22 protein-coding genes and 1 pseudogene are annotated in these 23,496 nt (G+C 57.5%); 14 read left to right on the top strand and 9 right to left on the bottom strand.

Annotated features, from left to right (window positions below; genetic code table 11):
* Together AC2FLP_RS15810 and AC2FLP_RS15805 are read right to left on the bottom strand one after the other, a co-directional pair.
* A pseudogene (locus AC2FLP_RS15810) lies at window positions 1-210 on the bottom strand (hypothetical protein); the annotation flags it as partial.
* A gap of 54 nt (window positions 211-264) precedes the next feature.
* Complete coding sequence (locus tag AC2FLP_RS15805; RefSeq protein WP_299899751.1) at window positions 265-990, bottom strand: uroporphyrinogen-III synthase; 726 nt, start codon at window positions 988-990, stop codon at window positions 265-267.
* Between the two features lie 86 nt (window positions 991-1,076).
* On the opposite strand from AC2FLP_RS15805, the gene tsaD reads away from it, so the two are divergent.
* The 5 genes from tsaD to AC2FLP_RS15780 all read left to right on the top strand — a co-directional run bounded on the left by tsaD (window position 1,077) and on the right by AC2FLP_RS15780 (window position 5,291).
* Entirely contained in the window at window positions 1,077-2,174 is a 1,098-nt protein-coding gene (gene tsaD, locus AC2FLP_RS15800) for a tRNA (adenosine(37)-N6)-threonylcarbamoyltransferase complex transferase subunit TsaD (RefSeq protein WP_496684806.1), read from the top strand.
* Window positions 2,171-3,133: an NAD(P)H-dependent glycerol-3-phosphate dehydrogenase gene (locus AC2FLP_RS15795; RefSeq protein WP_117871188.1), complete on the top strand. Its 963-nt coding sequence runs from the start codon at window positions 2,171-2,173 to the stop codon at window positions 3,131-3,133. The genes tsaD and AC2FLP_RS15795 overlap by 4 nt, the downstream gene beginning before the upstream one ends.
* A 1-nt stretch (window position 3,134) precedes the next feature.
* Window positions 3,135-3,404 (top strand): YciI family protein, encoded by a 270-nt coding sequence (locus AC2FLP_RS15790; RefSeq protein ID WP_117871190.1) that lies wholly within the window; start codon window positions 3,135-3,137, stop codon window positions 3,402-3,404.
* Window positions 3,404-3,826, top strand: coding sequence for an EVE domain-containing protein (locus AC2FLP_RS15785; RefSeq protein WP_299899757.1), 423 nt, complete (start codon window positions 3,404-3,406; stop codon window positions 3,824-3,826). The genes AC2FLP_RS15790 and AC2FLP_RS15785 overlap by 1 nt, the downstream gene beginning before the upstream one ends.
* 160 nt (window positions 3,827-3,986) lie before the next feature.
* Window positions 3,987-5,291, top strand: coding sequence for a hypothetical protein (locus AC2FLP_RS15780; RefSeq protein WP_299899759.1), 1,305 nt, complete (start codon window positions 3,987-3,989; stop codon window positions 5,289-5,291).
* A gap of 219 nt (window positions 5,292-5,510) precedes the next feature.
* Here AC2FLP_RS15780 and AC2FLP_RS15775 read toward each other — a convergent pair whose 3' ends face one another.
* From AC2FLP_RS15775 to AC2FLP_RS15760, 4 genes are all read right to left on the bottom strand, one after another.
* Window positions 5,511-5,852, bottom strand: coding sequence for a DUF2853 family protein (locus AC2FLP_RS15775; protein ID WP_117871196.1), 342 nt, complete (start codon window positions 5,850-5,852; stop codon window positions 5,511-5,513).
* A 140-nt stretch (window positions 5,853-5,992) separates the two neighbouring features.
* Window positions 5,993-6,742 carry an extensin-like domain-containing protein gene (locus AC2FLP_RS15770; RefSeq protein WP_299899761.1) on the bottom strand — a complete coding sequence of 250 codons (750 nt, stop codon included), beginning with the start codon at window positions 6,740-6,742 and terminating at the stop codon, window positions 5,993-5,995.
* 13 nt (window positions 6,743-6,755) lie between these two features.
* Window positions 6,756-8,144, bottom strand: coding sequence for an adenosylhomocysteinase (gene ahcY, locus AC2FLP_RS15765; protein ID WP_299899763.1), 1,389 nt, complete (start codon window positions 8,142-8,144; stop codon window positions 6,756-6,758).
* Between the two features lie 103 nt (window positions 8,145-8,247).
* Complete coding sequence (locus AC2FLP_RS15760; protein WP_117871202.1) at window positions 8,248-8,562, bottom strand: hypothetical protein; 315 nt, start codon at window positions 8,560-8,562, stop codon at window positions 8,248-8,250.
* A gap of 206 nt (window positions 8,563-8,768) precedes the next feature.
* Between AC2FLP_RS15760 and AC2FLP_RS15755 the strand changes: the two genes are divergently transcribed.
* Together AC2FLP_RS15755 and AC2FLP_RS15750 are read left to right on the top strand one after the other, a co-directional pair.
* Entirely contained in the window at window positions 8,769-9,362 is a 594-nt protein-coding gene (locus AC2FLP_RS15755) for an HD domain-containing protein (protein ID WP_117871205.1), read from the top strand.
* A 50-nt stretch (window positions 9,363-9,412) separates the two neighbouring features.
* Window positions 9,413-10,126: an SGNH/GDSL hydrolase family protein gene (locus AC2FLP_RS15750; RefSeq protein WP_496684809.1), complete on the top strand. Its 714-nt coding sequence runs from the start codon at window positions 9,413-9,415 to the stop codon at window positions 10,124-10,126.
* Between the two features lie 76 nt (window positions 10,127-10,202).
* Here AC2FLP_RS15750 and AC2FLP_RS15745 read toward each other — a convergent pair whose 3' ends face one another.
* The 3 genes from AC2FLP_RS15745 to AC2FLP_RS15735 form a co-directional block, all read right to left on the bottom strand.
* On the bottom strand, window positions 10,203-10,574 hold the full coding sequence (locus AC2FLP_RS15745; protein ID WP_496684811.1) for a VOC family protein: 372 nt from the start codon (window positions 10,572-10,574) through the stop codon (window positions 10,203-10,205).
* A gap of 101 nt (window positions 10,575-10,675) precedes the next feature.
* The gene (locus AC2FLP_RS15740; protein ID WP_117871212.1) at window positions 10,676-11,230 is read right to left on the bottom strand and encodes an ActR/PrrA/RegA family redox response regulator transcription factor; all 555 of its coding nucleotides are present in this window, start codon (window positions 11,228-11,230) and stop codon (window positions 10,676-10,678) included.
* A gap of 86 nt (window positions 11,231-11,316) precedes the next feature.
* Complete coding sequence (locus tag AC2FLP_RS15735) at window positions 11,317-11,946, bottom strand: SCO family protein (RefSeq protein ID WP_496684813.1); 630 nt, start codon at window positions 11,944-11,946, stop codon at window positions 11,317-11,319.
* Window positions 11,947-12,036: 90 nt separating this feature from the next.
* On the opposite strand from AC2FLP_RS15735, the gene regB reads away from it, so the two are divergent.
* The 7 genes from regB (at window position 12,037) to addA (ending at window position 23,478) form a co-directional block, all read left to right on the top strand.
* Entirely contained in the window at window positions 12,037-13,434 is a 1,398-nt protein-coding gene (gene regB, locus AC2FLP_RS15730; RefSeq protein WP_117871216.1) for a sensor histidine kinase RegB, read from the top strand.
* A gap of 66 nt (window positions 13,435-13,500) precedes the next feature.
* Window positions 13,501-15,009 carry a PAS-domain containing protein gene (locus AC2FLP_RS15725; RefSeq protein ID WP_496684815.1) on the top strand — a complete coding sequence of 503 codons (1,509 nt, stop codon included), beginning with the start codon at window positions 13,501-13,503 and terminating at the stop codon, window positions 15,007-15,009.
* 41 nt (window positions 15,010-15,050) lie between these two features.
* Window positions 15,051-15,524 (top strand): tRNA (adenosine(37)-N6)-threonylcarbamoyltransferase complex ATPase subunit type 1 TsaE, encoded by a 474-nt coding sequence (tsaE, locus tag AC2FLP_RS15720; protein ID WP_117871220.1) that lies wholly within the window; start codon window positions 15,051-15,053, stop codon window positions 15,522-15,524.
* Window positions 15,521-16,525 (top strand): aminoglycoside phosphotransferase family protein, encoded by a 1,005-nt coding sequence (locus tag AC2FLP_RS15715; protein ID WP_117871222.1) that lies wholly within the window; start codon window positions 15,521-15,523, stop codon window positions 16,523-16,525. Before tsaE ends, AC2FLP_RS15715 begins: the two co-directional genes overlap by 4 nt.
* The gene (locus tag AC2FLP_RS15710; RefSeq protein WP_117871224.1) at window positions 16,522-17,208 is read left to right on the top strand and encodes a nucleotidyltransferase family protein; all 687 of its coding nucleotides are present in this window, start codon (window positions 16,522-16,524) and stop codon (window positions 17,206-17,208) included. Before AC2FLP_RS15715 ends, AC2FLP_RS15710 begins: the two co-directional genes overlap by 4 nt.
* Window positions 17,201-20,125, top strand: a complete 2,925-nt coding sequence (gene addB / locus AC2FLP_RS15705; protein WP_496684817.1) for a double-strand break repair protein AddB — start codon at window positions 17,201-17,203, stop codon at window positions 20,123-20,125. Before AC2FLP_RS15710 ends, addB begins: the two co-directional genes overlap by 8 nt.
* Entirely contained in the window at window positions 20,122-23,478 is a 3,357-nt protein-coding gene (gene addA / locus AC2FLP_RS15700; RefSeq protein WP_496684818.1) for a double-strand break repair helicase AddA, read from the top strand. The genes addB and addA overlap by 4 nt, the downstream gene beginning before the upstream one ends.
* The last annotated feature ends 18 nt before the right edge of the window (window positions 23,479-23,496 follow it).

Genomic DNA, 23,496 nt, shown 5'->3' with positions numbered 1-23,496 from the left:
TTCGGCTTCGGCTTCGGCTTCGGCTTCGGCTTCGGCTTCGGCTTCGGCTTCGGCTTCGGCTTCGGCTTCGGCTTCGGCTTCGGAAAAGTCTTCTTCTACGTTTTCAGCCGGGTCAACAGGCGCATCGCCCTGTTGCAGTTCGGTTTCGACGACGTCATCCGCCTGAGGGCTTTCCACCGGCTTTTCTTCCGACTTTTTCTTACCAGCCACCGCAATATTCCTCTTATCGAATCCAAATTCAGATGAATAACAGCCCAGGTCAAGTTAATCGGGGACCGCGCCGCCCTCAACCCGCAACGCATGTTTTGCAAGCTTTTTAACAGCCTTACGCATTTTCTTTGGTGTCGGCATCTTCGCGATCTTCAGGCCCGCATAGTCCAACGAATAAAGGGGATCGGCCGTGGCCTGACTGATTGCAACCAGCCACAATGGCGCTGATCCAACCCAAATATCGGCAAAATGTCGCGCCGTCCTTGGCGAAAAAAGCGGAGCGATTATCGGCGAATCTCCATCTGCCGCTTCGGCCGCCTCTGGTGTTAGCGGCAACAGTCTTTGTTGGTAGACGGGCTGTTCCCGCACGGCCAGACCAGATTCGGTCAGTCGACCGGCAACATTGCCACGCGTGTGCTCACCCCTCAAATGCAACAACGGGCTTTTGGGCCGCCGCTTGAGCAGATGTCCCACCAGCTCCTCTGCCGTGGCCCCGACCATCTCGGCCTGCCAACCGTACCCTTTCGCTGTGCCAGTTGTTGCGGGCCCGACGCAGAACGCAGGCAGGGTGCGGTCAACACCTTTCGCGGCCGCCGCGTTCACGGCATTGGCCGAGGTGAAAATCAATCCCTGCACTCCCTCGGTCTCAACGGCAACCGGCAGAGGCCGGATTTCCATGATCGGGGAATAGATGACCTGAACCCGTGATCTGGTGCGGGGCGGCAACTGCGCAACGAACCTTTCAGAGGCGGCGCGCGGGCGGGTCATCAACAAATACAACGTGTGGCCCCTTGGCCCTTCAGGATTGTTTGCATCCGCGCAGGGTGATACCCCGCCGTAAGATCATGATGCAACGGATCAGGGTGATGGTGCAAACACTTACCGTACTGGGATTGGAAAGCAGCTGTGACGATACGGCGGCAGCCATCGTGCGCCAAATGGCGAGCGCCGAAGCCGAAATCCTGTCATCCGTTGTGCATGGCCAAGCCGATCTGCACAGTGCTTATGGCGGCGTCGTGCCCGAGATCGCAGCCCGGGCACATGCAGAAAAGCTGGATGTCTGTGTCGTGCAAGCACTGGAAGCCGCGGGGCTTTCACTGAGGGACATGGACGCCATTGCCGTCACCTCAGGGCCAGGTCTGATCGGAGGGGTCATGTCCGGCGTGATGTGCGCCAAGGGGCTCAGCGCGGCCACGGGTCTGCCGCTGGTGGGTGTCAATCACCTTGCCGGTCATGCGCTGACACCACGCCTGACAGACAACATAGCCTTCCCCTACCTGGTGCTTCTGGTGTCGGGCGGACATTGCCAATACCTGATTGCCCACGGGCCCGAGCAGTTTACCCGCCTCGGCGGTACTATTGACGATGCGCCGGGTGAAGCCTTCGACAAAACCGCCCGCCTGCTGGGCCTGCCGCAACCTGGCGGCCCTTCCGTCGAGGCCGAGGCGCGCGCCGGTGATCCCAACCGCTTCCAGTTTCCAAGGCCGCTTCTCGACCGGCCCGGTTGCGATCTGTCCTTCTCTGGGTTGAAAACTGCGTTGATGCGGATGCGCGATCAAATTGTGGCCGAAAAGGGCGGCCTGACTCGTCAGGACCGCGCAGACCTGTGCGCTGGATTCCAGCAGGCGATTGTGGACACGTTGGCCGAAAAGACCCGACGCGCAATCGATCTGTATCTGGAACACAGCCCGGCCGATCCCGTGATTGCTGTTGCTGGAGGGGTTGCCGCAAATTTGGCCATTCGGTCCAAATTAGAGTCTGTTTCCGCCAAAAATAACACCCGATTTATAGCACCTCCGCTGGCGTTGTGCACGGATAACGCCGCGATGATCGCCTACGCGGGTCTTGAGCGCTTTCGTTCCGGGGCACGGGATGGGCTGGACCTGACCGCCCGACCCCGCTGGCCTCTGGATCAGCGCAGCCCGGCGATGCTGGGCGGCGGCAAGAAAGGGGCCAAGGCATGAGCGTATCCGTTCTGGGTTCCGGTGCGTTTGGCACTGCCTTGGCGATCTCGCTGGCAGACAACGGGCCGGTGACTCTGTGGTCAAGAAACGCCGGCCAGGCGCAGCAGATGCGCGAAATGCGCGAAAACTCAACCCGGCTGCCCAACATAACCTTGCCCAAGGACATCGCTTTGACCGCGGACATTGCCGATGCGCTCAAAGCCGAAATGCTTTTATTGGCTGTGCCAATGCAGAAATTGCGCAGCGCTTTGCAAGATCACGCCCCTGCACTGCGCGGCAAGACTCTGGTGGCCTGCTGCAAGGGAATTGAACTGACCTCGGGGCTTGGACCTGTCGCGGTCATCAAGGAGGTTGTCCCGGATGCCCGCATCGCTTTGCTGACCGGGCCCAGTTTTGCGGATGATATCGCGCACGGCCTGCCCACCGCGTTGACGCTGGCTTGCGAGGATACGAAACTTGGCAAGGCGCTTCAGACCGAACTGACGACGGCGAACCTGCGCCTCTATCGCACCACTGACACGATCGGCGCTGAACTTGGCGGTGCGCTGAAGAATGTCATGGCCATTGGCTGCGGGGCCGTCATCGGTGCAGGTCTTGGAGACAGCGCCCGGGCAGCCTTGATGACCCGCGGGTTTGCCGAGATGCAACGCTTTGCCGCGATGCGCGGCGCGCGTCCCGACACCCTGATGGGTTTGTCCGGGCTAGGAGATCTTGTGCTGACCTGCTCGTCCAAACTGTCCCGAAACTATAGTTTTGGCCTTAGTTTGGGCCTGAATCAGACCTTCGACAGCCAAACGACGGTCGAAGGCGTCGCCACCGCCCGCGCTATGTCGGACATAGCCGCCAAGGAAGGGCTGGATATGCCCATCAGCGCCACTGTGGCGGATCTGAGCTATGGCGCCTACAGTGTCACCGAGGCCATTCAAAACCTGCTCAATCGACCCCTCAAGGAGGAATAACATGCTGATCGCCCTCATCGCTCGTGACAAACCCGGCGCGTTGCAAACCCGATTGGACAACCGCTCGGCCCACCTGGCCTATATCGAAGAAACCGGCGTCGTGTCACAGGCCGGACCACTGCTGGACGGCGATTCCATGATCGGCTCTTTGATAATCCTCAACGTGGAGGATCTGGCCGCAGCACAGTCTTGGGCCGAAAGCGACCCCTACGCGAAGGCTGGATTGTTCCAATCGGTCGAACTGATCGCGTGGAAAAAGGTGATCGGTTGATGGCCTATTGGTTGTTCAAATCGGAACCGTCGACCTGGAGTTGGGGTCAGCAAGTCGCGAAAGGTGATGCGGGCGAGGAATGGGACGGCGTTCGCAACTATCAGGCGCGTAACTTCATGCGTCAGATGGACGTTGGGGACCGGGGGTTCTTCTACCATTCGCAAAAGGACAAATCCGTAGTTGGAATTGTCGAGATCTGCGCCGAGGCCCACCCCGACAGCACCACAGACGACGAACGCTGGGAGTGTGTGGACATCAAGGCCGTGCGGCCTTTTTCCAAACCCGTAACATTGGACCAGATCAAGGCGGACGAGCGTCTGGCGAATATGGTGCTGGTGAAGAACTCTCGCTTATCGGTGCAGCCAGTGACCGAGGACGAATGGCGGATAATTTGCATGCTGGGTGAAACGCTGCCTGACTAAATGGGAACATGTCGTCAGGTGCAGAACTTCTCAAACACCTGACAAGATGCTATGTTTCCATGGGCTTTGCCAAGTGGGGGCATGTCGATCGCGCATCCTGCAATCGCGTAAACTCGGCAGTGTTCGTATAAAGTTCGGTCTCTCTTGAAAGCATGAACCCATGTCTGACGAAGAAGGCGGCAATGGGATATTCGAAGACGCCGTTGCTGCGAAGAATTCAAAAAATTGGGAAGCGCGCCTGAAAGAGGCGCGCGAAAAGCGTGCAAAAGTGCTTAGCGGAGCACAAGACGAAGCGCAGGAAAGGCCCGTTTTGAAACCTTCCGAGACAGAGTATCTGTCCCGGCCGGACGAAACCAAAATCGAAGAGATCGTATCAGACCGGGTCCGTTCCCTGCATTTGGAAGAACCAAAAGTCAGGAAAAGGCCCTTAGTTAGAGCAGGTATTGTTCTGGCCGCCTTGGTTTGCGGCGCGGTCCTGCAATGGGGTGTCACCAATATTGCCGGAATCTGGCGCTCTACAGAAGGAAAGACCCCAGCAAGCTTGGATGCGTCGACGGAGAATCTTCCTGAAATCGAGGAGCTGCTTTCAGACAGGGCGCCGATTGTCAGAAACGCAAGGCCGCCGGACAAACTAGACACACAAACAGAAGAGGAACTTACCGATTCAGCGGCTCTGGAGGTCCCGCCCGTTTCCGCCCTCGCAATCGCCGAAGAGACCGGGGATTCGATCACTGACACGCCTCTCGACCAGAACGCCTCGGTTGAGGCAGTTGTGACGCCACCGGTTCCTGCTGAAGACCTATCGGGTACGGACGCGGTGAAACCAGGGCCCCTAGTCCCAGACCAGGAACCGGCCGCATCTTCGCCTCCGCCAGCGATTTTCATACCGGCACAACTAGAGCCAATCTTGGCCGCCGCTTTTTCTGCCGATACTCAAACCTTGTTTCCAGCTCCTGTCGAACCTCCGTGGCGGCACGCTAACCGGTCGAACAAAGACAGCTTTTCGCAGGCATCCTTGATACTATATGATCCCGTCCCGCAAGAGATCACGTTGTCAGCGGTCCCGTCTTTTGCAGAGGTAAAACCGCTTTTGCCTGTACAACCCCCCATTGATCTGGAAGTTTCGCTTTTTGTCCCGTCGAGAGTGTCACAAGAAGCCAGCAGCCGGGCTTTCGAATTGCTTACACAGGGCCGTGCGACAGTTGTATCAACGGACCGCGTGGGATTCCGCGTCAGAGAAACACAGGTTCGATTTTATCATCCAAGCGACGCTGAAAATGCGGCGCTGGCGGCTGATGCTCTTGACGGTGTTTTAAGAGACTTCACGAATTCGGGCAACAAAACCCGCCCGGGACGGATAGAGGTTTATCTGGCAGGCAGCGGCGGTGCTTCGCAAGGGGGATCGGACCAGCAGCCTACTGAATTCGATAGCTTCATTGCGCGCATTCTTGGCGAGCTCAGATGAGTAATGAGGGAAGGTTCTGACGATACAGAACCTTCCCTACCCCCGCGTGCTCCCTACTCACCACACGCGAATGGAAATATCTGGTTCTGACCGTCCTGGTCACGTGTTGAGCTTAGCCCAATCGCCTGCTGCGTTTCAAACGCCAAGTCTCTAAATAACAACTCAAATTAAGTACGCCCGCCGAAATCTGAGCGGGCGTTTTGTGAATTTCCGTCCAGATCAGCTGTAAACGGCTTCTTTTCCGAAATGCTTGGTCAAAATGTAGTACACGACGGCGCGGTACTTGTTGCGCTCGGACTTGCCGTAGGTTTCCATCGCTTTGTTGATCCCTTCCATCAGCTCGGGGCCATCTGCCAGACCCAGCTTTTTGATCAGAAAGTTGTTCTTGACGGTTTCCAGTTCAGAGTCCTGGCTGGCCGCAACAGTCGCCGCATCTGCGTCATAGATCGCCGGACCACAACCGATGGTGACCTTGGTCAGCAGGTCCATATCGGGGTCCATGCCGCATTTGGTTTTCAGGTCTTCTGCGTATTTGGCGATCAGCTCGTCGCGCTTGCCCATATCCTAGTCTCCTTGATCCGTTTACCCGGCACTTTTCACCGATGGTCGGAAGACTAGCCGCGTCTCGGGCTTTTCCAAAAGGAAAAAAAACTGCGATTTCTCCCCCTTGGTCAAAGTCTGTAAGTTTCTTGCTGATAAGCCTAGCGGCAATAGCCCCACCCTGGGCCTTGCAAGTGGAAATGATCCGCGTGCAAGCGATTGAAATCGGGCCCAAGAACCACACGAAACCAACCGCAGGCCTCGCGCCAGATCTGCCGTAAAAAAGCGGCTTCTGGACCGGAGTCCTGCCAGTTGGACAACAAGGTCAGCGTCCGACCATCAACGGTATCCACACCGACAATATCAATCGAATCCGCGCGGGCATGGCTGCTCCATCCGCTGTTTTCACCCTGTGCGGTGCGCATAGGACGGCAATTGTAACTGCCGACGTGGCGCAATCGGGAAACGTTGGTCCCAAGCAGATCGCGTGCGGCGGGCTGCACGACGTGATGTTCCCACATGGTCAGGCGCAAAGCCGTGGCGCAACTGGTTTCAACATCCTTGATCCCTGATGTCACCAATTTGGTCAGAAGACCCCGACCGGCTATGCCGCAGTTCTGATCGACAATCAGATCCTCCATCGCCTCGAAACGAACACCTGCGTCTTCCAGAGCAGCCCGGCACTGTACGTCGCTGGCCAGTGCGCGGTTCAACTGGAACTTTGTGACAGGTGTGACCGGGGCGGTCACTTTCAGATCGCGCAACGGGTTCCAATGTGACGGCACCGACGTTTCGGGATGCGCCAACACCCACCAGACACCACCGCCCAAAAGGATCACAACTGCCGCCAGCCTGAGAACGAAAGACGCCGCCGAGTACAAATACCGGCGGCGCCCAGATTTCTGCGTCATACCAAGACAGCGATCAGTAGCGGTAATGCTCCGGTTTGTACGGACCTTCCGGTTTGACACCGATATAAGCAGCCTGATCCGCGTCCATCTGGGTCAGCTTCACGCCGATTCGATCCAGATGCAGGCGGGCCACTTTCTCATCCAGATGTTTGGGCAGGATGTAGACCTTGTTCTCGTACTGGTCACCCTTGGTGAACAGTTCGATCTGGGCCAGAACCTGGTTGGTGAACGAGGCCGACATCACAAAGGATGGGTGCCCAGTGGCGTTGCCAAGGTTCAGCAGACGGCCTTCGGACAGCAGAATGATGCGGTTGCCCGAGGGCATCTCGATCATGTCCACCTGCTCCTTGATGTTGGTCCATTTGTGGTTTTTCAGGCTGGCCACCTGAATTTCGTTGTCGAAATGGCCGATGTTGCCAACAATCGCCATGTCCTTCATCGCGCGCATATGCTCGATGCGGATCACGTCCTTGTTGCCGGTGGTTGTAATGAAGATGTCCGCGCTGGCGACTTCGTCTTCCAGCAGGGTCACTTCAAACCCGTCCATCGCAGCCTGCAGAGCACAGATCGGGTCAACTTCGGTGACTTTTACACGGGCTCCGGCGCCGCACAACGACGCCGCCGAGCCTTTGCCCACGTCACCGTAACCGCAGACCACGGCAACCTTGCCAGCCATCATCGTGTCGGTAGCGCGACGAATACCGTCGACCAGCGATTCCTTGCAGCCGTATTTGTTGTCGAATTTCGACTTGGTGACGCTGTCATTCACGTTGATCGCCGGGAACGGCAGTTGACCTTCCTTAACCAGCTGATACAGGCGGTTCACACCGGTGGTGGTTTCCTCGGACACACCCTGGATCTGGTCACGCATCTTAGTGAACCAGCCGGGGCTTGCCGCCATACGCTTGGCGATCTGCTTTTTGATCACCTCTTCCTCTTCCGAACCCGGAACAGGGATGATGTCTTCACCCGCTTCGGCACGAGCGCCGAGCAGGATGTAGAGCGTTGCGTCACCGCCATCGTCCAGAATCATGTTCGGGCCGTCTTCGAACAGGAAGGATTTGTCCAGATAATCCCAATGCTCTTCCAGTGTCTGGCCCTTGATCGCAAAAACGGGAATACCAGCTTCGGCAATCGCGGCCGCCGCGTGGTCTTGGGTCGAGAAGATGTTGCACGACGCCCAGCGCACATCCGCGCCCAGCGCCACCAGTGTTTCGATCAGAACGCCCGTCTGGATGGTCATGTGCAGCGAACCTACGATGCGGGCACCCGCCAGAGGTTTGCTTTCGCCGTATTCCGTGCGCAGGGACATCAGGCCCGGCATCTCGGTTTCGGCAATATCCAGCTCTTTGCGGCCAAAGCCAGCCAATGAAATGTCTTTAACGATATAGTCCCCGGCCATCAGGTGCTCCATTTTCCGGTAATTCACAGTCCTGGCTGCCCCTAGCATTCCTTGGGGCAGGTGGCAACTTTGAAGACTGTGATCGGAAACGTTATGGCCAATATTAGCTTGGTGTGCCTTCAATTTCGATCTTCGGTATCGCTTCAAAAAAATCTGTGCCAACGGCAACAATACAACTGATACCGTTCGCATTGGTTACCAAAACGGTATAGCTTCCCGTTTCCTTCGAGGTCCAAACCTCCATCACCGATTGTGCGCCACGTGTTTTTTGCAGACCGCCAAAGGCTAATTCCTCGGCATAGTTCTCCTGCAATTTGGATATGATGTCATTCCGTGCCGCACAATTCTGGGCAAAGGCAGGCGGCGCGGTGGCGGCCATTCCGAAGGTCAGTGCGATTGCGAATAAACGTTTGAACATAGGATGCTCCTTTCGATACGTGATTCAGTTCGAGAGGGGCACACTGGGAGGAGAATGCACCCCCCTCAGTCCTTAATGTCGGGATCCTACCGCGCCGTTTCAAAGCACGAACGCTCAAGAAAATGTTGGCAGCATGTGATCCAGACAGGTACATCATACCATAAAAACGCGAATTGAACGTGGCCCACTTCACAAGGCATGGCAGAATGGCAACACAACCGAGAGCGTGGCAAAGGATGCTGTCGGGTCGCAGGCTGGACCTGCTGGACCCGACACCGGTGGATATCGAGATTGAGGATATCGCGCATGGTCTTGCCTTTGTCGCTCGCTGGAACGGTCAGACAAACGGCGATTTCGCCTATTCCGTGGCTGAACACTCCCTATTGGTTGAAGAGATTTTTGGTCGCGTTGCCCCCAAGGCCTCGGTGAAGTGGCGATTGGCCGCCTTGTTACATGACGCGCCCGAATATGTGATCGGCGATATGATTTCCCCTGTGAAGTCCGCCGTTGGTCCGGACTACGGCGCGCTGGATGACCGCCTGGCGGCGGCGATCCACATCCGGTTCGGCCTTCCTGCGCAGGTGCCGAAAACGGTGAAGCGCCAGATCAAGAAGGCCGACAAGATCAGTGCCTGGATGGAGGCCACACAAATCGCTGGGTTTTCCGAGGCCGAAGCCACGAAATTCTTTGGCCGCCCTGACAGGGAGGTCATGGCAGGTCTACAGATCAGGTTGCGCCCTCCGGTCGAGGTGCGGCACGCCTATACAACACGACACGCAGAGCTGATCGCACAGGTCTAAAGAGCGGTTTCAGCATGAGTTGAGTGGTTAAAGGAGATGGTGATTTAGGGATGAAAAAAAGGACCGGGAACCGAATTTTGCTTGTCGCCAACCTCGTTCTGACTCTTTTACTTGCGGCGGTGTTGGTCAAAACCGGGTATCTTTCGAAGACAGTCCGCAAATTCACCGGCGCGCATGTCCCGGTCACGGAAACCGATCACTACAAACTCATGGTCTGGCTGCACGAGCGGCCGATATCTCAGGCATTGGCCTCACCGGATATTCAAATCGCTTTCATCGGTGATTCCATCATCGAGGGGTGGTTGACCAGTAACATCCTACCCAACTCGCTGAACCTTGGGATCAGCCGCGACACCACCCCGGGCCTGATCGCACGGGCAAAACCGGAACTGATCGCTCATGTTCCGACATGGTATCTGGGAATCGGGGTCAATGACGCTCTGGCGGCCACACCTCCGGAGGAGATTGCAGGGTATGTCGCACAGTTGAAGACCATGTTCATGCCCGCCGAAAGGTTGATCTGGCGTGCTGTGTTGCCTGTCACTGATGCAAGCTGGACCGCGGAAATGGAGGCGTTTCGAACTGCCTTCAACACGGCTGCACTACAAGCCTGTCAGGAAATGGCGAACTGCACATTTCTGACCCCGCCGGACGGGTACGACGAGAACATTGTCAACTGGACGTCAGACGGGCTGCATCCTAACTCAATCGGATATCGTCAACTGGCGCAGCAGCTCTGCACAGAAGTCTCGTGCTCACCTTAATACTCCTGCAAGGAGACACTGTTGCACTACCCGGCGAACTGTCTGAAGCTTGGATAGGGTTTGTGATCTCCCTGTTTCAGCCAAAGACGTAAAAGCAAAGCTTATTGCCGTCCGGGTCGCGCACATATGCGCCATAGAATCTGTCGGGGACACGTTGACCGGGTTCGCCTTCGTCCACCGCACCCAGACTGATTGCCTTGTTGTAAAGTTCCATAGCCTCATCCTTGGAGTCGGCTGCAAAGGCGACCATGTTGCCATTTCCAATGGCGCAGGCATCACCGTCGTAGGGCTCGCACACCGCAAGCATCGGCGCGTCGGGTTTGTTGCCAATGAACGCGATCCGGCCTGCGTCTATAACCACTTTCGCACCCTTGTCCGCGAATAGGCTGGTATAGAAGTCCTTAGCGCGCTCCATGTCCGAAACGCCAACGGTTACATATCCGATCATCGAGTGGTCCTGTTCTGACAAAATTTTCCAGATATGCCGAACAATCCCCGACGGGACCCAAGGTTACAAGTCACTAAACCGTCATCGAGCACCCCGCCGACTTAACGAGGGCTGCGTTTCGCCAGTATCCGCTGCAACGTCCGCCGATGCATATTCAACCGCCGCGCGGTTTCGGAGACATTCCGGTCACACAGCTCATAAACGCGCTGGATATGTTCCCAGCGCACACGGTCCGCGCTCATGGGATTTTCAGGCGGCGGGGGCAGCTCGTCGCCCTTCGCCAGCAGCGCGTTCGTGATATCGGTCGCGTCCGCAGGCTTTGACAGATAGTCGGTCGCGCCGATCTTGACCGCCGCCACGGCAGTGGCGATGGCGCCATATCCGGTCAGAACAACAACACGGCTGTCGGGACGTTTTTCCCGCAATACTTCGACTACGTCCAAACCGTTGCCATCCTCAAGTCTCAAATCAACAACAGCATAAGCCGGAGGGCGGGCGGTGGAAATTGCGCGGCCAGCGGCGACGGATCCCGCGGTTTCAACTTCGAAGCCGCGCTTTTCCATGGCCTTGGCCAAACGTCTCAGAAACGGCTCGTCATCATCAACCAAAAGCAGGGATTTATCAGGGCCGATGTCAAGCTGAGAAGTATCTGCCATATGTTGGGTCTTTCGCTATTTCATGCTTTTGGCTCGAACATGAGTAATAGTAATAGCAGCGCGGGAACAAAGGTCAAACAACCTTGTTACGACGCGCCCTGATCCAGAAAGCATTCAACCCTGTCCGCCATCTGTTCGGCCGTGTCCTCGCGCTTGAAAAAATCCAGAAATCCGTCTTCGGGTGTAACCAGATAGGTAAAGGTGGAATGGTCAACCAGATAGAATTCGTCGCCTTTGTCATGCGCCTTGTAATAGGTTTTGTAGGCCTTGCTGGCAGCCTTGACCTGTTCGGGCGAGCCGGTTAGCGCGATCGTCTTTCCACCGAGGTTGAAGGCATAGTCGGCCATCACTTCGGGCGTATCACGATCCGGGTCAATTGAGATGAACAACGGTGTCACCGACAGTCCGCGCTCGGCAAGAGTATCGACGGCCTCGGCGTTGCGGGACATATCAAACGGGCAAACGTCCGGGCAGAAAGTATATCCGAAATAGACCAGTGTCGGTTCGGTAATCACATCTTTGTCCGTGACCGTCTCGCCCTTGCCATTCACCAGTTCAAATGGCCCGCCAATTGCGGCGGAACCCCCGGCGATCTGGCTGGACCGGCATTGTGCGAACTTGTCATCGGACCCGCCGCCCGACGTTAGAAGCCACATGGCCCCAAGTCCGCTAGCCAGAGCAAGGGTTGCGAGAATTGCGTACAGTAGGCGGGTCATTTCGATTATCCGGTCGCAAGGGGTTGTTGATCGTTCCGGCCGGGACACCTATCAAGATGATCAGCCGATGCAACAGGACATAAGCGACCGATGGCAGAATCCAATCAGACTTTTTGGCGCGGCCAGGGACGCAGCAGCTGGATTCGGCTTCGGACCCTGATCCTTTTGCGATGGGTGGCCATCATCGGTCAGCTCACTGCAATCACGGTGGCGCAGCGATACTATGACGTGCAGCTGGAACTGGGCCTGTGCTACCTGGCCATCGGAATTTCGGTCATGGGCAACCTGACTGCCATTTTGCTGTTTCCGCAAAACAAGCGCCTGACCGAGTTTGAAAATTTCCTGATGGTTCTGTTCGACCTGCTGCAACTGTCAATCCTGCTGTATTTGACAGGCGGGCTGAACAATCCGTTTGCATTGCTTCTGCTGGGTCCGGTCACGATTTCAGCCAATGTCATGAGCACGCGATCGACCCTAATCGTCGGTGCCGTGGCAATCGTTCTGACTACTGTACTGGCAGAATTTCACCTTCCGTTACGGACAAGCCTCGGGCTTGTTCTGGATATCCCGGATATCCTTCTGTTTGGAAACTGGGCCGCAATCATCATCGCCATTGTCTTCATCGGCGCCTATTCCCACCGGGTCAGTTCCGAAGTCCAATCCATGTCAGAAGCACTAGCCGCCACGCATATGGCGCTGGCACGCGAACAAAAACTGACCGATCTGGGGGGCGTCGTTGCCGCTGCCGCGCATGAGCTGGGCACACCTTTGGCGACGATAAAACTGACCAGCGCAGAATTGATCGAAGAACTGGACGATCGCCCAGACCTGAAAGAAGATGCCGCTTTGATTCGCGAGCAGGCAGACCGTTGCCGTGACATTCTGCGCGACATGGGGCGGGCGGGCAAAGATGATCTGCATCTGCGGCAGGCACCGCTTTCGACAGTGGTGAACGAAGCGGCCGAACCACATGTCGGCCGAGGCAAGGCGGTTCATTTTTCCGAAGGCCCGGCGCAGGACGGGGATGTGCAGCAGCCCTCGATCCTGCGAAAACCCGAGATCATTCACGGATTGCGCAACCTGATTCAGAATGCCGTGGATTTTGCCCGCGCAAATGTCTGGGTCGAGGCCGAATGGACCGACGGCCGGATCACCGTCAGCATCATGGATGACGGGCGGGGATACCCGCCCCACATGATCGGACGCATTGGCGATCCCTTTATGCGCCGCCGACGGGTGGAATCCGATCAGAGAACACGCCCGGAATACGAAGGCATGGGCCTGGGATTGTTCATCGCCAAAACCCTGCTGGAACGCAGCGGCGCCGAGCTGGAATTCGCAAATGGTTCTGACCCTTACCAGCATCTGACTGACAACCCGGATCGGCGTGGGGCCATCGTCAAGGTGACTTGGCCTCGCAAATTGATTGACGCCCAAAAAGGCGACACGCCCGTCCCTTCCGGTTCCAACACGCGCTTTCAGGTGTGAGTTAAGAGACCGTTAACCAATAGCGCGCATAGTCAGCCCGGGTTTTGTTCAGGCTTGGGGGATTTGATGGCCGATTGGATCATTCTGGCCACAATCAGTCTTGTTTCGTGCTGTTTCGCCGTTCTGTGGCTGCTGCCGCGCCGGGCACAGCGCGACAAATCTTTTGGTTTATTTTCAAATACTTCTATGTTTGACGCCGTATTTCTTTTTGATGGTGACCAACTGATCAGCCATTCTGATTTCGCGCTGGCCGGGTTAGAACATGTTGGAAACTGGCAGGACTTGCGGCGCCTGTTGCAAAGGGATTTCCCCACTTTCCCCGAAACTCCTGACAAAGTGCGCGATCGGGGCAATCTTGTGGTATCTGCCATTGACTGCACGATCGAACGAGAAGTCGTGTGTGAGTGGATTGAAGGTGTCGTCCGCGTTCGACTTTGCGAAAGCGCAAAGGCCCCCTCAGCAGGATCGGCCACCCCAAGTGAACCGACCCGTCTGGCAATGGATCTGGCCCCTTATCCGGTATGGTTGGTCGGCAACGACAATCGGGTGCAGTGGTGCAATGCCGCCTATGTCACACTTGTTCAAAAGGCACGTGATCAGGACGCTGATCTGACTGCGCCGCTTTTTGCAAGCCCGGAGGATGCGGCAAGACCTACCGGAAAAAAGCGCGTGTCGGTGGATGTGGCGGACACTGATCGCAAGCTTTGGTTCGATTTGACTCGGATCGAACACGAGAACAGTCATCTGTGTTACGCTGTTGACGTCAACGCGATTGTCGAGGCGGAAACCGCCCAGCGCAAATTCGTGCAGACCATGACCAAGACCTTTGCCCAATTGTCCATTGGTCTCGCCATTTTTGACCGCAATCGGCAACTGGCCCTGTTCAACCCGGCCCTGATCGACCTGACCACATTGCCGCCTGATTTCCTCAGTTGCCGCCCCAGCCTCAGCAGTTTTTTTGACCGTTTGCGGGATCAACACATGATGCCGGAGCCCAAAAACTACCGCAGCTGGCGCCGTCAGATGAACGACCTTCTCGAAGCAGCAGAAGATGGAAACTATCACGAGACGTGGTCGCTGCCATCCGGGTCGGTCTATTCCGTCAGCGGGCGCCCTCACCCGGATGGTGCAGTGGCCTTTCTGTTCGAGGATATCACCGCGGAAATCACACTGACGCGGCGTTTTCGATCGGAAATGGATCTGATGCAGTCCATTCTGGACAAACTGGCGGACGCAATTGCTGTCTTTGCAGATGACGGCACGCTGGCCTTTACCAACTATGCGTATCAGAAGCTGTGGGGAGACGCGCAAGAGATCGGCTTCCAAAGCGAAACGGTCACCGATGTCACGCGACGCTGGCAAGACCTCTGTGTCGCGACGCCGGTTTTGGGTGAGGTCCGGGATTTTGTCGAAATGCGGGAAAACCGCGCCGAATGGACAGCCGAAATCCAGATGAGGTCCGGCATAATCGTGGATTGTACCGTCACACCGGTTTATAACGGCGCGACAATCGTCCGGTTTACCCGATCCGAGTTTCCCTCGAAATCCACCGAGATGGAACAGATCAGCGCCTGAACCGGGTTGCAGCCGGTCAGGCGCAAGGCCATTGTGGCGGCATGACACAGACCGCCCGATCTCTGACTTTCAAATCGCCCGAAGAAACCGCCGTTTTCGCAGCGCGAATGGGAATGTCACTGTGCCCGGGCGATGTCGTTCTGCTGGAAGGCTCGATCGGCAGCGGCAAAACACATTTCGCGCGCAACCTCATTCAGTCATTGATGGCTGAGCCCGAAGATGTGCCCTCGCCAACTTTCACTTTGGTCCAGGCTTACGACACGCCATCAGGTGAAATATGGCATTGCGACCTGTATCGTCTGAGCGCGGCGGAAGAAGTTGACGAACTGGGCCTGACGGAAGCTTTTGATACAGCAATTTGCCTTGTGGAATGGCCGGACAAGCTGGGAGCTTTGGCACCCGAGACTGCGTTGAAGCTGACGTTTGAAACAGACCCTAACAATACCGAATTCCGCCGTGTGACCCTGTCTTGGACTGCTCCGAAATGGGCGGAAAAACTGGAGAGAACTGCATGACGAACAGGACGGTCCTGGCCGAAGCCCTGATTGCACAAACCCCCTGGGCCGGGGCAAAACGTACGCCGCTGGCAGGCGATGCCTCGAACCGGAGATACGAACGGCTGATCGATCCGCCCGGCGGGCGCACTGCGGTTTTGATGGACGCGCCACCCGAAAAAAGTGACGATGTTGAACCCTTCGTGCGGGTTGCCGAATACCTCCGATCGGTTGGTTTGAGCGCGCCGGAAGTCTACGCAGAAGATACCCGGTACGGTTTTCTGTTGCTGGAAGATCTGGGTGATGATCTTTTTGCGCGTGTCCTGAAAAAAGACCCGGGCAAGGAGCGCAAATTGTACCGGGCCGCCACCGACGTGTTGCTCCACCTGCATCAGGCGCCTTCTCTTTCCTTGCCGTCTTATGATCCGTCCCTCATGACGGAACTGGCTTCATTGGCCTTCACAAAATATGCGGCCGGTATCCTGGGAACATTTGACGAAGACGCCCTGGACCGGTTCGAGCACAGGTTCGCGGACATCCTGCATCGTGAAACATCCGGTGCGAAGGTGGTCATTCTCAGGGATTATCACGCGGAAAACCTGTTGTGGCTGCCGCAGCGCGAAGGTGTGAAACGCGTCGGGCTGCTGGACTTTCAGTTGGCCATGCTGGGGCACCCGGCCTACGATCTGGTGTCTCTGCTACAGGATGTACGCCGAGATGTCTCGGCCGGGATCGAAATGCAGATGATCAACCACTACATCTCTGCGTCAGGTATGGACGACCATGATTTCCGCACGGCCTACAGTGTATTGGGGGCCCAGAGAAACCTGCGTATCCTTGGCGTCTTCGCACGTCTGGCGACGGAATATGGCAAGCCTCACTACGTGGACATGATCCCGGCCGTCTGGGCACATCTGATGCGCGATCTGGATCACCCTGCCCTTGTTTCGGTGGCGCCCCTGCTGCATGAAGCTTTGCCCAGACCCACTCCGGAAAACCTGGCCAGGTTGAGAACGCAATGACCGGATCGCCATTTGCCGTAATGCTGTTCGCAGCCGGGTTCGGCACCCGCATGGGCGCGTTGACCAAAGACCGACCCAAGCCATTGATCGAAGTGTCGGGCCGACCACTGATTGATCATGCGCTTGGCCTTGTCGAAGATCTTGACCCTGTCCGTACTGTCGCCAACCTGCATTATCACGCTGATCAGCTCGCAGCGCATCTCCGTCCCAAGGGTGTTCTGCTGTCTCGGGAAGACTCTGAAATCTTGGAAACAGGCGGTGGATTGCGGGCAGCTTTGCCAATGTTGGGCACCGACCCCGTATTCACGTTGAACACCGACGCGATCTGGTCCGGGCCAAACCCTTTGACCCTTTTGCAGAAAGCTTGGGACCCGAGCCGTATGGACGCGCTACTGATGTGCGTTCCTGTTGGGCGAACTGTTGGTCATATTGGATCAGGTGATTTCACGGCCGAAAAAGGCGGACGGATCACGCGTGGTCCCGGTTTGGTTTATGGTGGGGCACAGATCCTCAAGACCGATGGATTGCATTCGTTCTCGCAAACTACATTTTCGCTCAACCTGCTTTGGAACCAGATGCATGATCGGGGTCGACTTTTTGCGGTCGAATACCCCGGACGCTGGTGTGATGTAGGCCGCCCCGAAGGCATCGCTCTGGCCGAGGGTTTGCTGGCTGATGTTTGAGTCTGGTACCCTGCCCCGAGTTTTTGCCGTGCCCCCCGGTACGGATTTCCCAAAGGCATTGGTCGATGGCCTGCGGCAACGCTGTTCTGGCCCGCCCGAAGCTTTGGCGCGGGTAGAGTTGGTTCTGAATACAAGACGCATGGAGCGGCGCGTCCGCGAACTGTTCAATCAGGGGCCGCCGTGCCTTCTGCCCCGTCTCTCGTTGGTGACGGACCTGGGCGAAAGCGTTGATCTGGCGCAAACTCCACCAGCCATCCCACCCCTGCGGCGGCGTCTTGAATTGACTCAGCTGGTATCCAAGCTGCTGGAACAACAGCCGGATCTGGCCGCCCGATCCTCGGTCTTCGACCTGTCCGACAGTCTGGCCGCACTGATTGACGAAATGCAGGGCGAGGGCGTGTCGCCCGAGGCGATCCGGCAGCTGGATGTCAGCGACATGTCCGGTCACTGGGCGCGGGCACAGGCTTTTATCGGCATCGCGGATCATTTCATCGACACCGAGGAGCAGACGATGGATGCACAGGCCCGCCAACGCCGCGTGGTCGAAAGCCTGATCGCACGATGGCAGATTGCCCCCCCGCAACACCCAGTCATTCTGGCGGGCTCTACCGGGTCCCGTGGCACCACCCTGACGTTGATGGAAGCCATCGCGCGCCTGCCACAAGGGGCACTGGTGCTGCCTGGGTTTGATTTCGATCAACCGGATCACGTTTGGCAGGGTTTGGATGATGCGTTGACGTCTGAAGATCACCCACAATACCGTTTCCGCAAGTTGATGCGCGCGCTGGAACTTGCACCGGGTCAGATCACCCCATGGACGGATTTTTCGGCCCCCTCACCCGCTCGTAACCGACTGGTATCCCTGGCTTTACGTCCGGCACCCATCACCGACGCCTGGATGATCGAAGGCCCCAAACTGGCCGATTTGGAAGGCGCGACCAAAGACCTGACGCTGGTCGAGGCGCAATCACCCCGCGCCGAGGCATTGGCTATCGCCCTGCGACTGCGGCTAGCTGCGGAAAAAGGACAGACCGCTGCTCTGATCTCGCCGGATCGCATGTTGACCCGCCAGGTCAGCGCCGCGCTGGATCAGTGGAACATAGTGCCGGACGACAGTGCGGGCCTGCCGCTGCAACTTTCCCCGCCGGGTCGTTTTCTTCGTCATGTGGCCAACCTGTTCACGCGCCGTCTGGAGGGTGAGACGCTGCTGACCCTATTGAAGCATCCGCTTTGTCATGACGGCGGTGAACGCGGAAACCATTTGCTGCTTACGCGTGATCTGGAGCTTGACCTGCGCCGCCACGGCCCGCCCTTTCCTGACAGGGCAAGCCTCACGGCTTTTGCAGTGCGTAAAGAAGCCCCGGAAAGCTGGGTCAAATGGGTCGTGTATCACTTCTGCGACCAGCAGATCACCAATGAACTGCACCTCGCAGACTGGGTGGAGCGTTTGATGGAACTGGCCGAGGCGATCTCGGCTGGCAGCACGGGTGAAACAGGCACTCTGTGGGACAAAAACGCAGGCCAAAAGGCGCTGGAGGTACTGAATTCACTCAGGGCAGAGGCGAAGCATGGCGGCCTGATGACGGCCCATGATTTTGCCGATCTGCTGGGCGCTTTGCTTGCGGGTGAAGAGGTTCGTGACCGGGATGCGCCGCACCCGCACATCATGATCTGGGGCACGCTCGAGGCGCGGGTGCAGGGTGCCGACCTGCTGATCCTTGGTGGGTTGAATGAAGGAAGCTGGCCAGAGGCACCAACACCTGATCCGTGGCTGAACCGGCAGATGCGTGATAAAGCGGGTTTGTTGCTGCCCGAGCGCCGGATCGGCCTGTCTGCGCATGACTTCCAGCAGGCCATCGGCGCACCCGAAGTGTGGTTGACCCGCGCGACCCGCTCGGATGATGCCGAGACGGTTCCATCACGTTGGCTGAACCGGCTGACCAACCTATTGCAGGGTTTGCCGGGTCAAGGTGGCCCCGAAGCTCTGGCCAAAATGCGCGCTCAGGGCGAAAAATGGCTGAACTGGTCCGAGACTCTGGAAGATGCGCCGCCTGTCGACCCCGCACCGCGCCCATCTCCGCGTCCACCGGTCGCCGCACGTCCGCGCCGTCTGTCTGTGACGGAGATAAAAAAGCTGATCCGTGACCCATACGCGATATACGCCAAACATGTGCTTCGTCTGAAACCGCTTGATCCGCTTGTGCAGGCCCCCGATGCCTTGCTGAGAGGGATTGTGATTCACGAAATCCTTGAGCACTTCATCAAGGACAGTGTCCTCGACAGCGCTTTGCTGACGCGGGAAAACTTCCTGAAACGGGCGCACACCCTGTTGGATCAGCATGTCGCCTGGCCGACCGCCAGAAAACTGTGGCTGGCCCGGTTGGAACGGATCGCGGAGGACTTCCTCGGTGCGGAGCTCGCGCGCCGGACTGATGGTGGGCCGGTGGCGTTTGAGGCGGCGATGAAGCAGGTGCTGAACCCTCTGGATTTCACCATTGTCGGGCGCGCGGACAGGATCGATTTCAACCGCCGGGGCGCGTTGCGGATCATCGACTATAAAACCGGCGCACCACCGACGGAAAGCCAGCAATCCAAATTTGACAAGCAGTTGCTGATCGAGGCGGCGATGGCCGAGCAGGGCGGGATTGAGGGCCTTGACCCGACAGGCGTGGCCGAAGCCATCTTCATCGGTATGGGTGGTAGTTACAAGGAGGTTACCGCGCCCTTGGAAAAAGAACCGACCGACAAGGTTCTTGCCGAGCTGAAAGAGTTGATTTCCGCTTATTTAGAGCCTGTTCAGGGGTTCTCGTCCCGTCGTATGCTGCACAAGGATTCAGATATCGGCGATTATGATCACCTCGCTCGGTTCGGCGAATGGGACCGTACAGCCGAAACATGCCCTGAGGACCTGACATGAGCCCGCGCAACGATGCAACTGAACGGCAAGTGCAGGCCGCGCGCCCCGATGCCTCGACCTGGCTGGCGGCCAATGCCGGATCGGGCAAGACACGGGTTTTGACGGACCGGGTGGCGCGTTTGCTGCTGGACGGAGTCCAGCCTCAGCACATCCTGTGCCTGACTTACACCAAAGCCGCCGCCAGCGAGATGCAGAACAGGTTGTTCAAGCGCCTTGGTGAGTGGGCAATGCTGGATAACAGCTCTCTGCTGGAACAGCTGACCGACCTCGGTTTACCCGGTGAAATCAGCTCGGACAAGCTGGCGCAAGCACGCACCCTGTTTGCCCGCGCCATCGAGACGCCAGGTGGTCTGAAAATCCAGACCATCCACTCGTTCTGCGCCTCGTTGCTGCGAAGATTCCCGCTCGAGGCTGGTGTCAGTCCGCAATTTTCCGAGATGGAAGACCGCGCAGCAACCTTGTTGCGAGAGGAGATTGTCGAGGATTTCGCCGAAGGCCCTCAGGCCGGGTTGATTGAAGATGTGGCCCGGTTTGTCACGGATACGGGTTTTGACAAACTGACTGCTGCAATCACGCAAAAGCGCAATTTGTTTGCACAGCGACTGGAATGGTCCGACCTGCTGCACCGCTTCGGTTTGCCCGCCGGGTTTGATGAAACAAGTCTGCTTGAGCGGGTTTTTCTTGGTGGCGAAGTCGAGCTGATCCGATCCATGCTGCCCGCTTTGACCGAAAGCGGCGGCAACAACGCCAAGGCCGCCGTGAAACTGGCTGGGTTCAACGAAGCCCGGTTGGGACATCAACCCATGTTGGAAAGCGTGTTTCTGACGGGGAAGGGCGCAAAGGAACCCTTCACGGCCAAACTCAACGCTTTTCCGACCAAACCCCTGCGCGAAGGTGTGCTGGCCGACCGGATGCCGCAGCTCGAGGCCTTCATGCTGCGGATTGAAGCCGCACGAGAACAACGTCTGGCGCTAGTCGCGTCCCAGAAAACTGCTGTATTGCACCGCTTTGCCGCTGCATTCCTGCCGGAATACGAACGGCGCAAGCAACTGCGCGGCTGGTTGGATTTCGACGACTTGATCCTGCGCGCGCGGCAGGTGTTGAACGATCCGGCAGTGGCCGAATGGGTGCTGTACCGACTGGACGGGGGCATCGATCATATTCTTGTGGACGAAGCGCAAGACACCAGCCCCGATCAATGGGACGTGATAGAGAAACTGGCACAGGAATTCACCAGCGGGGAAGGGGCCCGATCCGGGGTTGAGCGCACGATCTTCGTCGTCGGCGACAAGAAACAATCGATCTATTCCTTTCAGGGCGCCGATCCACAGGCCTTTGACAGAATGCAGGAAGAGTTTGGCCGGAAACTCGCTGAATCAGGCTCTAAACTGTGGGATTCGACGTTGGAATACTCGTTCCGATCCTCCAACGCGATCCTGACTCTGGTCGATATCCTATTTGAAAACCGCTCTGATGCGGGGTTTCGCAAGGACAGTCAACACCGTGCTTTCAAGGCCGATCTGCCAGGTCGTGTTGATCTTTGGCCCGTTGTCGAAAAAGTTGCAGATGCCGAAGACGGGGATTGGACCGATCCGGTTGATCGTCCCGGCGCACGGCATCACACCGTCATTATGGCCGAGAAGGTTGCACAGTCGATCAAAAACATGATCGAACGGGGTGAGACAATCCCGGAAGATGGCAAACCCGGCCAATTCGTTCGTCGAAAAGTGCAGCCAGGGGATTTTTTGATCCTTGTGCAACGCCGCTCGGACCTGTTTGCCGAGATCATCCGGGCCTGCAAGGCGCTGCACCTGCCCATCGCCGGAGCAGATCGGCTGAAAGTGGGCGCTGAACTGGCGGTCAAGGATCTTGCGGCATTGCTCAGCTTTCTGGCCACGCCCGAAGACAGCCTGTCCCTGGCAACGGTTCTCAAGTCCCCCTTGTTCGGATGGTCCGAGCAGCGGCTTTTCGACCTGGCGCATCGACGACAAGAGAAGTTCCTTTGGGCCGCACTGCGTAACCGAGCGGAGGAGTTCCCCAAAACACTGTCCGTGCTGAATGATCTGCGCAGCCAGATCGACTTTCTGCGCCCCTATGATCTGATCGAACGTATTTTGACCCGCCACGACGGACGGCGCAAATTACTGGGCCGCTTGGGAGCAGAAGCCGAAGACGGCATCAATGCGCTGTTGTCCCAGGCACTGGCCTATGAGCGAACGGATATCCCCAGCCTGACGGGGTTTCTGGTCTGGATGCAGACCGACGATCTGGAAATCAAAAGACAGATGAGCGGTGTCGGCAACATGATCCGCGTGATGACTGTGCACGGATCCAAAGGGCTGGAAGCTCCGATTGTCATCTTGCCCGATACGGGCAGGCGCCAGCCGCCACGTGATTCCGAGATCATGGTGGCCGGAGGAACTCCGCTATGGAAAGTTTCGGCAGATGTTTCGCCAAGCCTGATCAATCAGGCCCGGGACGAGGCGCACAACCGCGAGGAAAATGAACGGCTACGGCTTCTGTATGTGGCTCTAACACGGGCCGAAAAATGGCTGATTGTGGCGGCTGCTGGCGAGTTGGGGAAAGACGGCAACAGCTGGTATCAGATGGTCGAGGCGGCCATGGATCAGGCCGGGGCCGCGCAGGTACCAGGTACCGTTATCCGCCGCCTGTCCCACGGAGATTGGGAGGCGCCGCCTTTGATCGAACAGCCGAACGCTGACGTTGGGCCAGTCGGTTTGCCGGACATGTTTCACCATCCGGCTCCGGACCCGGTTGCGCCTGCAAGCGCGCTCAGCCCTTCGGACTTGGGCGGCCCAAAGGCATTACCCGGTGATGCCGGCCTGGATGAAGAGGCGGCCAAACTGCGTGGAACCTACCTCCACCTTCTGCTGGAACACCTTCCCGTGGCAGAGAAAGACGTTTGGCCAAAGCTTTGCGCCCGGTTACTACCCGATATGCAGGAAACGGACCGGCAAGAGATTTTGAACGAAGCTGCATGTGTACTGACAGCGGAAAACCTACAGCCCGTATTCGCACCTGACACGCTCGCCGAAGTGCCCATAACTTCTGATCTGAACGGGCAGCGGATGCATGGGGTTGTCGATCGTCTGATCGTATCGGATGCCGAAGTGCATGTGATTGATTTCAAATCAAATACCATCGTTCCGAACCTCGCGGAAGAATGCCCCGACGGGCTGTTGCGACAGATGGGGGCATATGCTTATGCGCTGGCTCAGATCTATCCGGACCGCAGCATTCGAACCGCCATTTTGTGGACACGCACGGCAAGCCTGATGTGGTTGCCACACGATCTTGTGACAGATGCACTGGCCCGCACCCAGATATCTTGACCTTACCCGAAGCGGCAC

Source organism: Ruegeria sp. CDSA141, assembly GCF_059612005.1.
The sequence above is the reverse complement of the archived record's forward strand: the minus strand, read 5'-3'. Positions and strand labels throughout refer to the sequence as shown.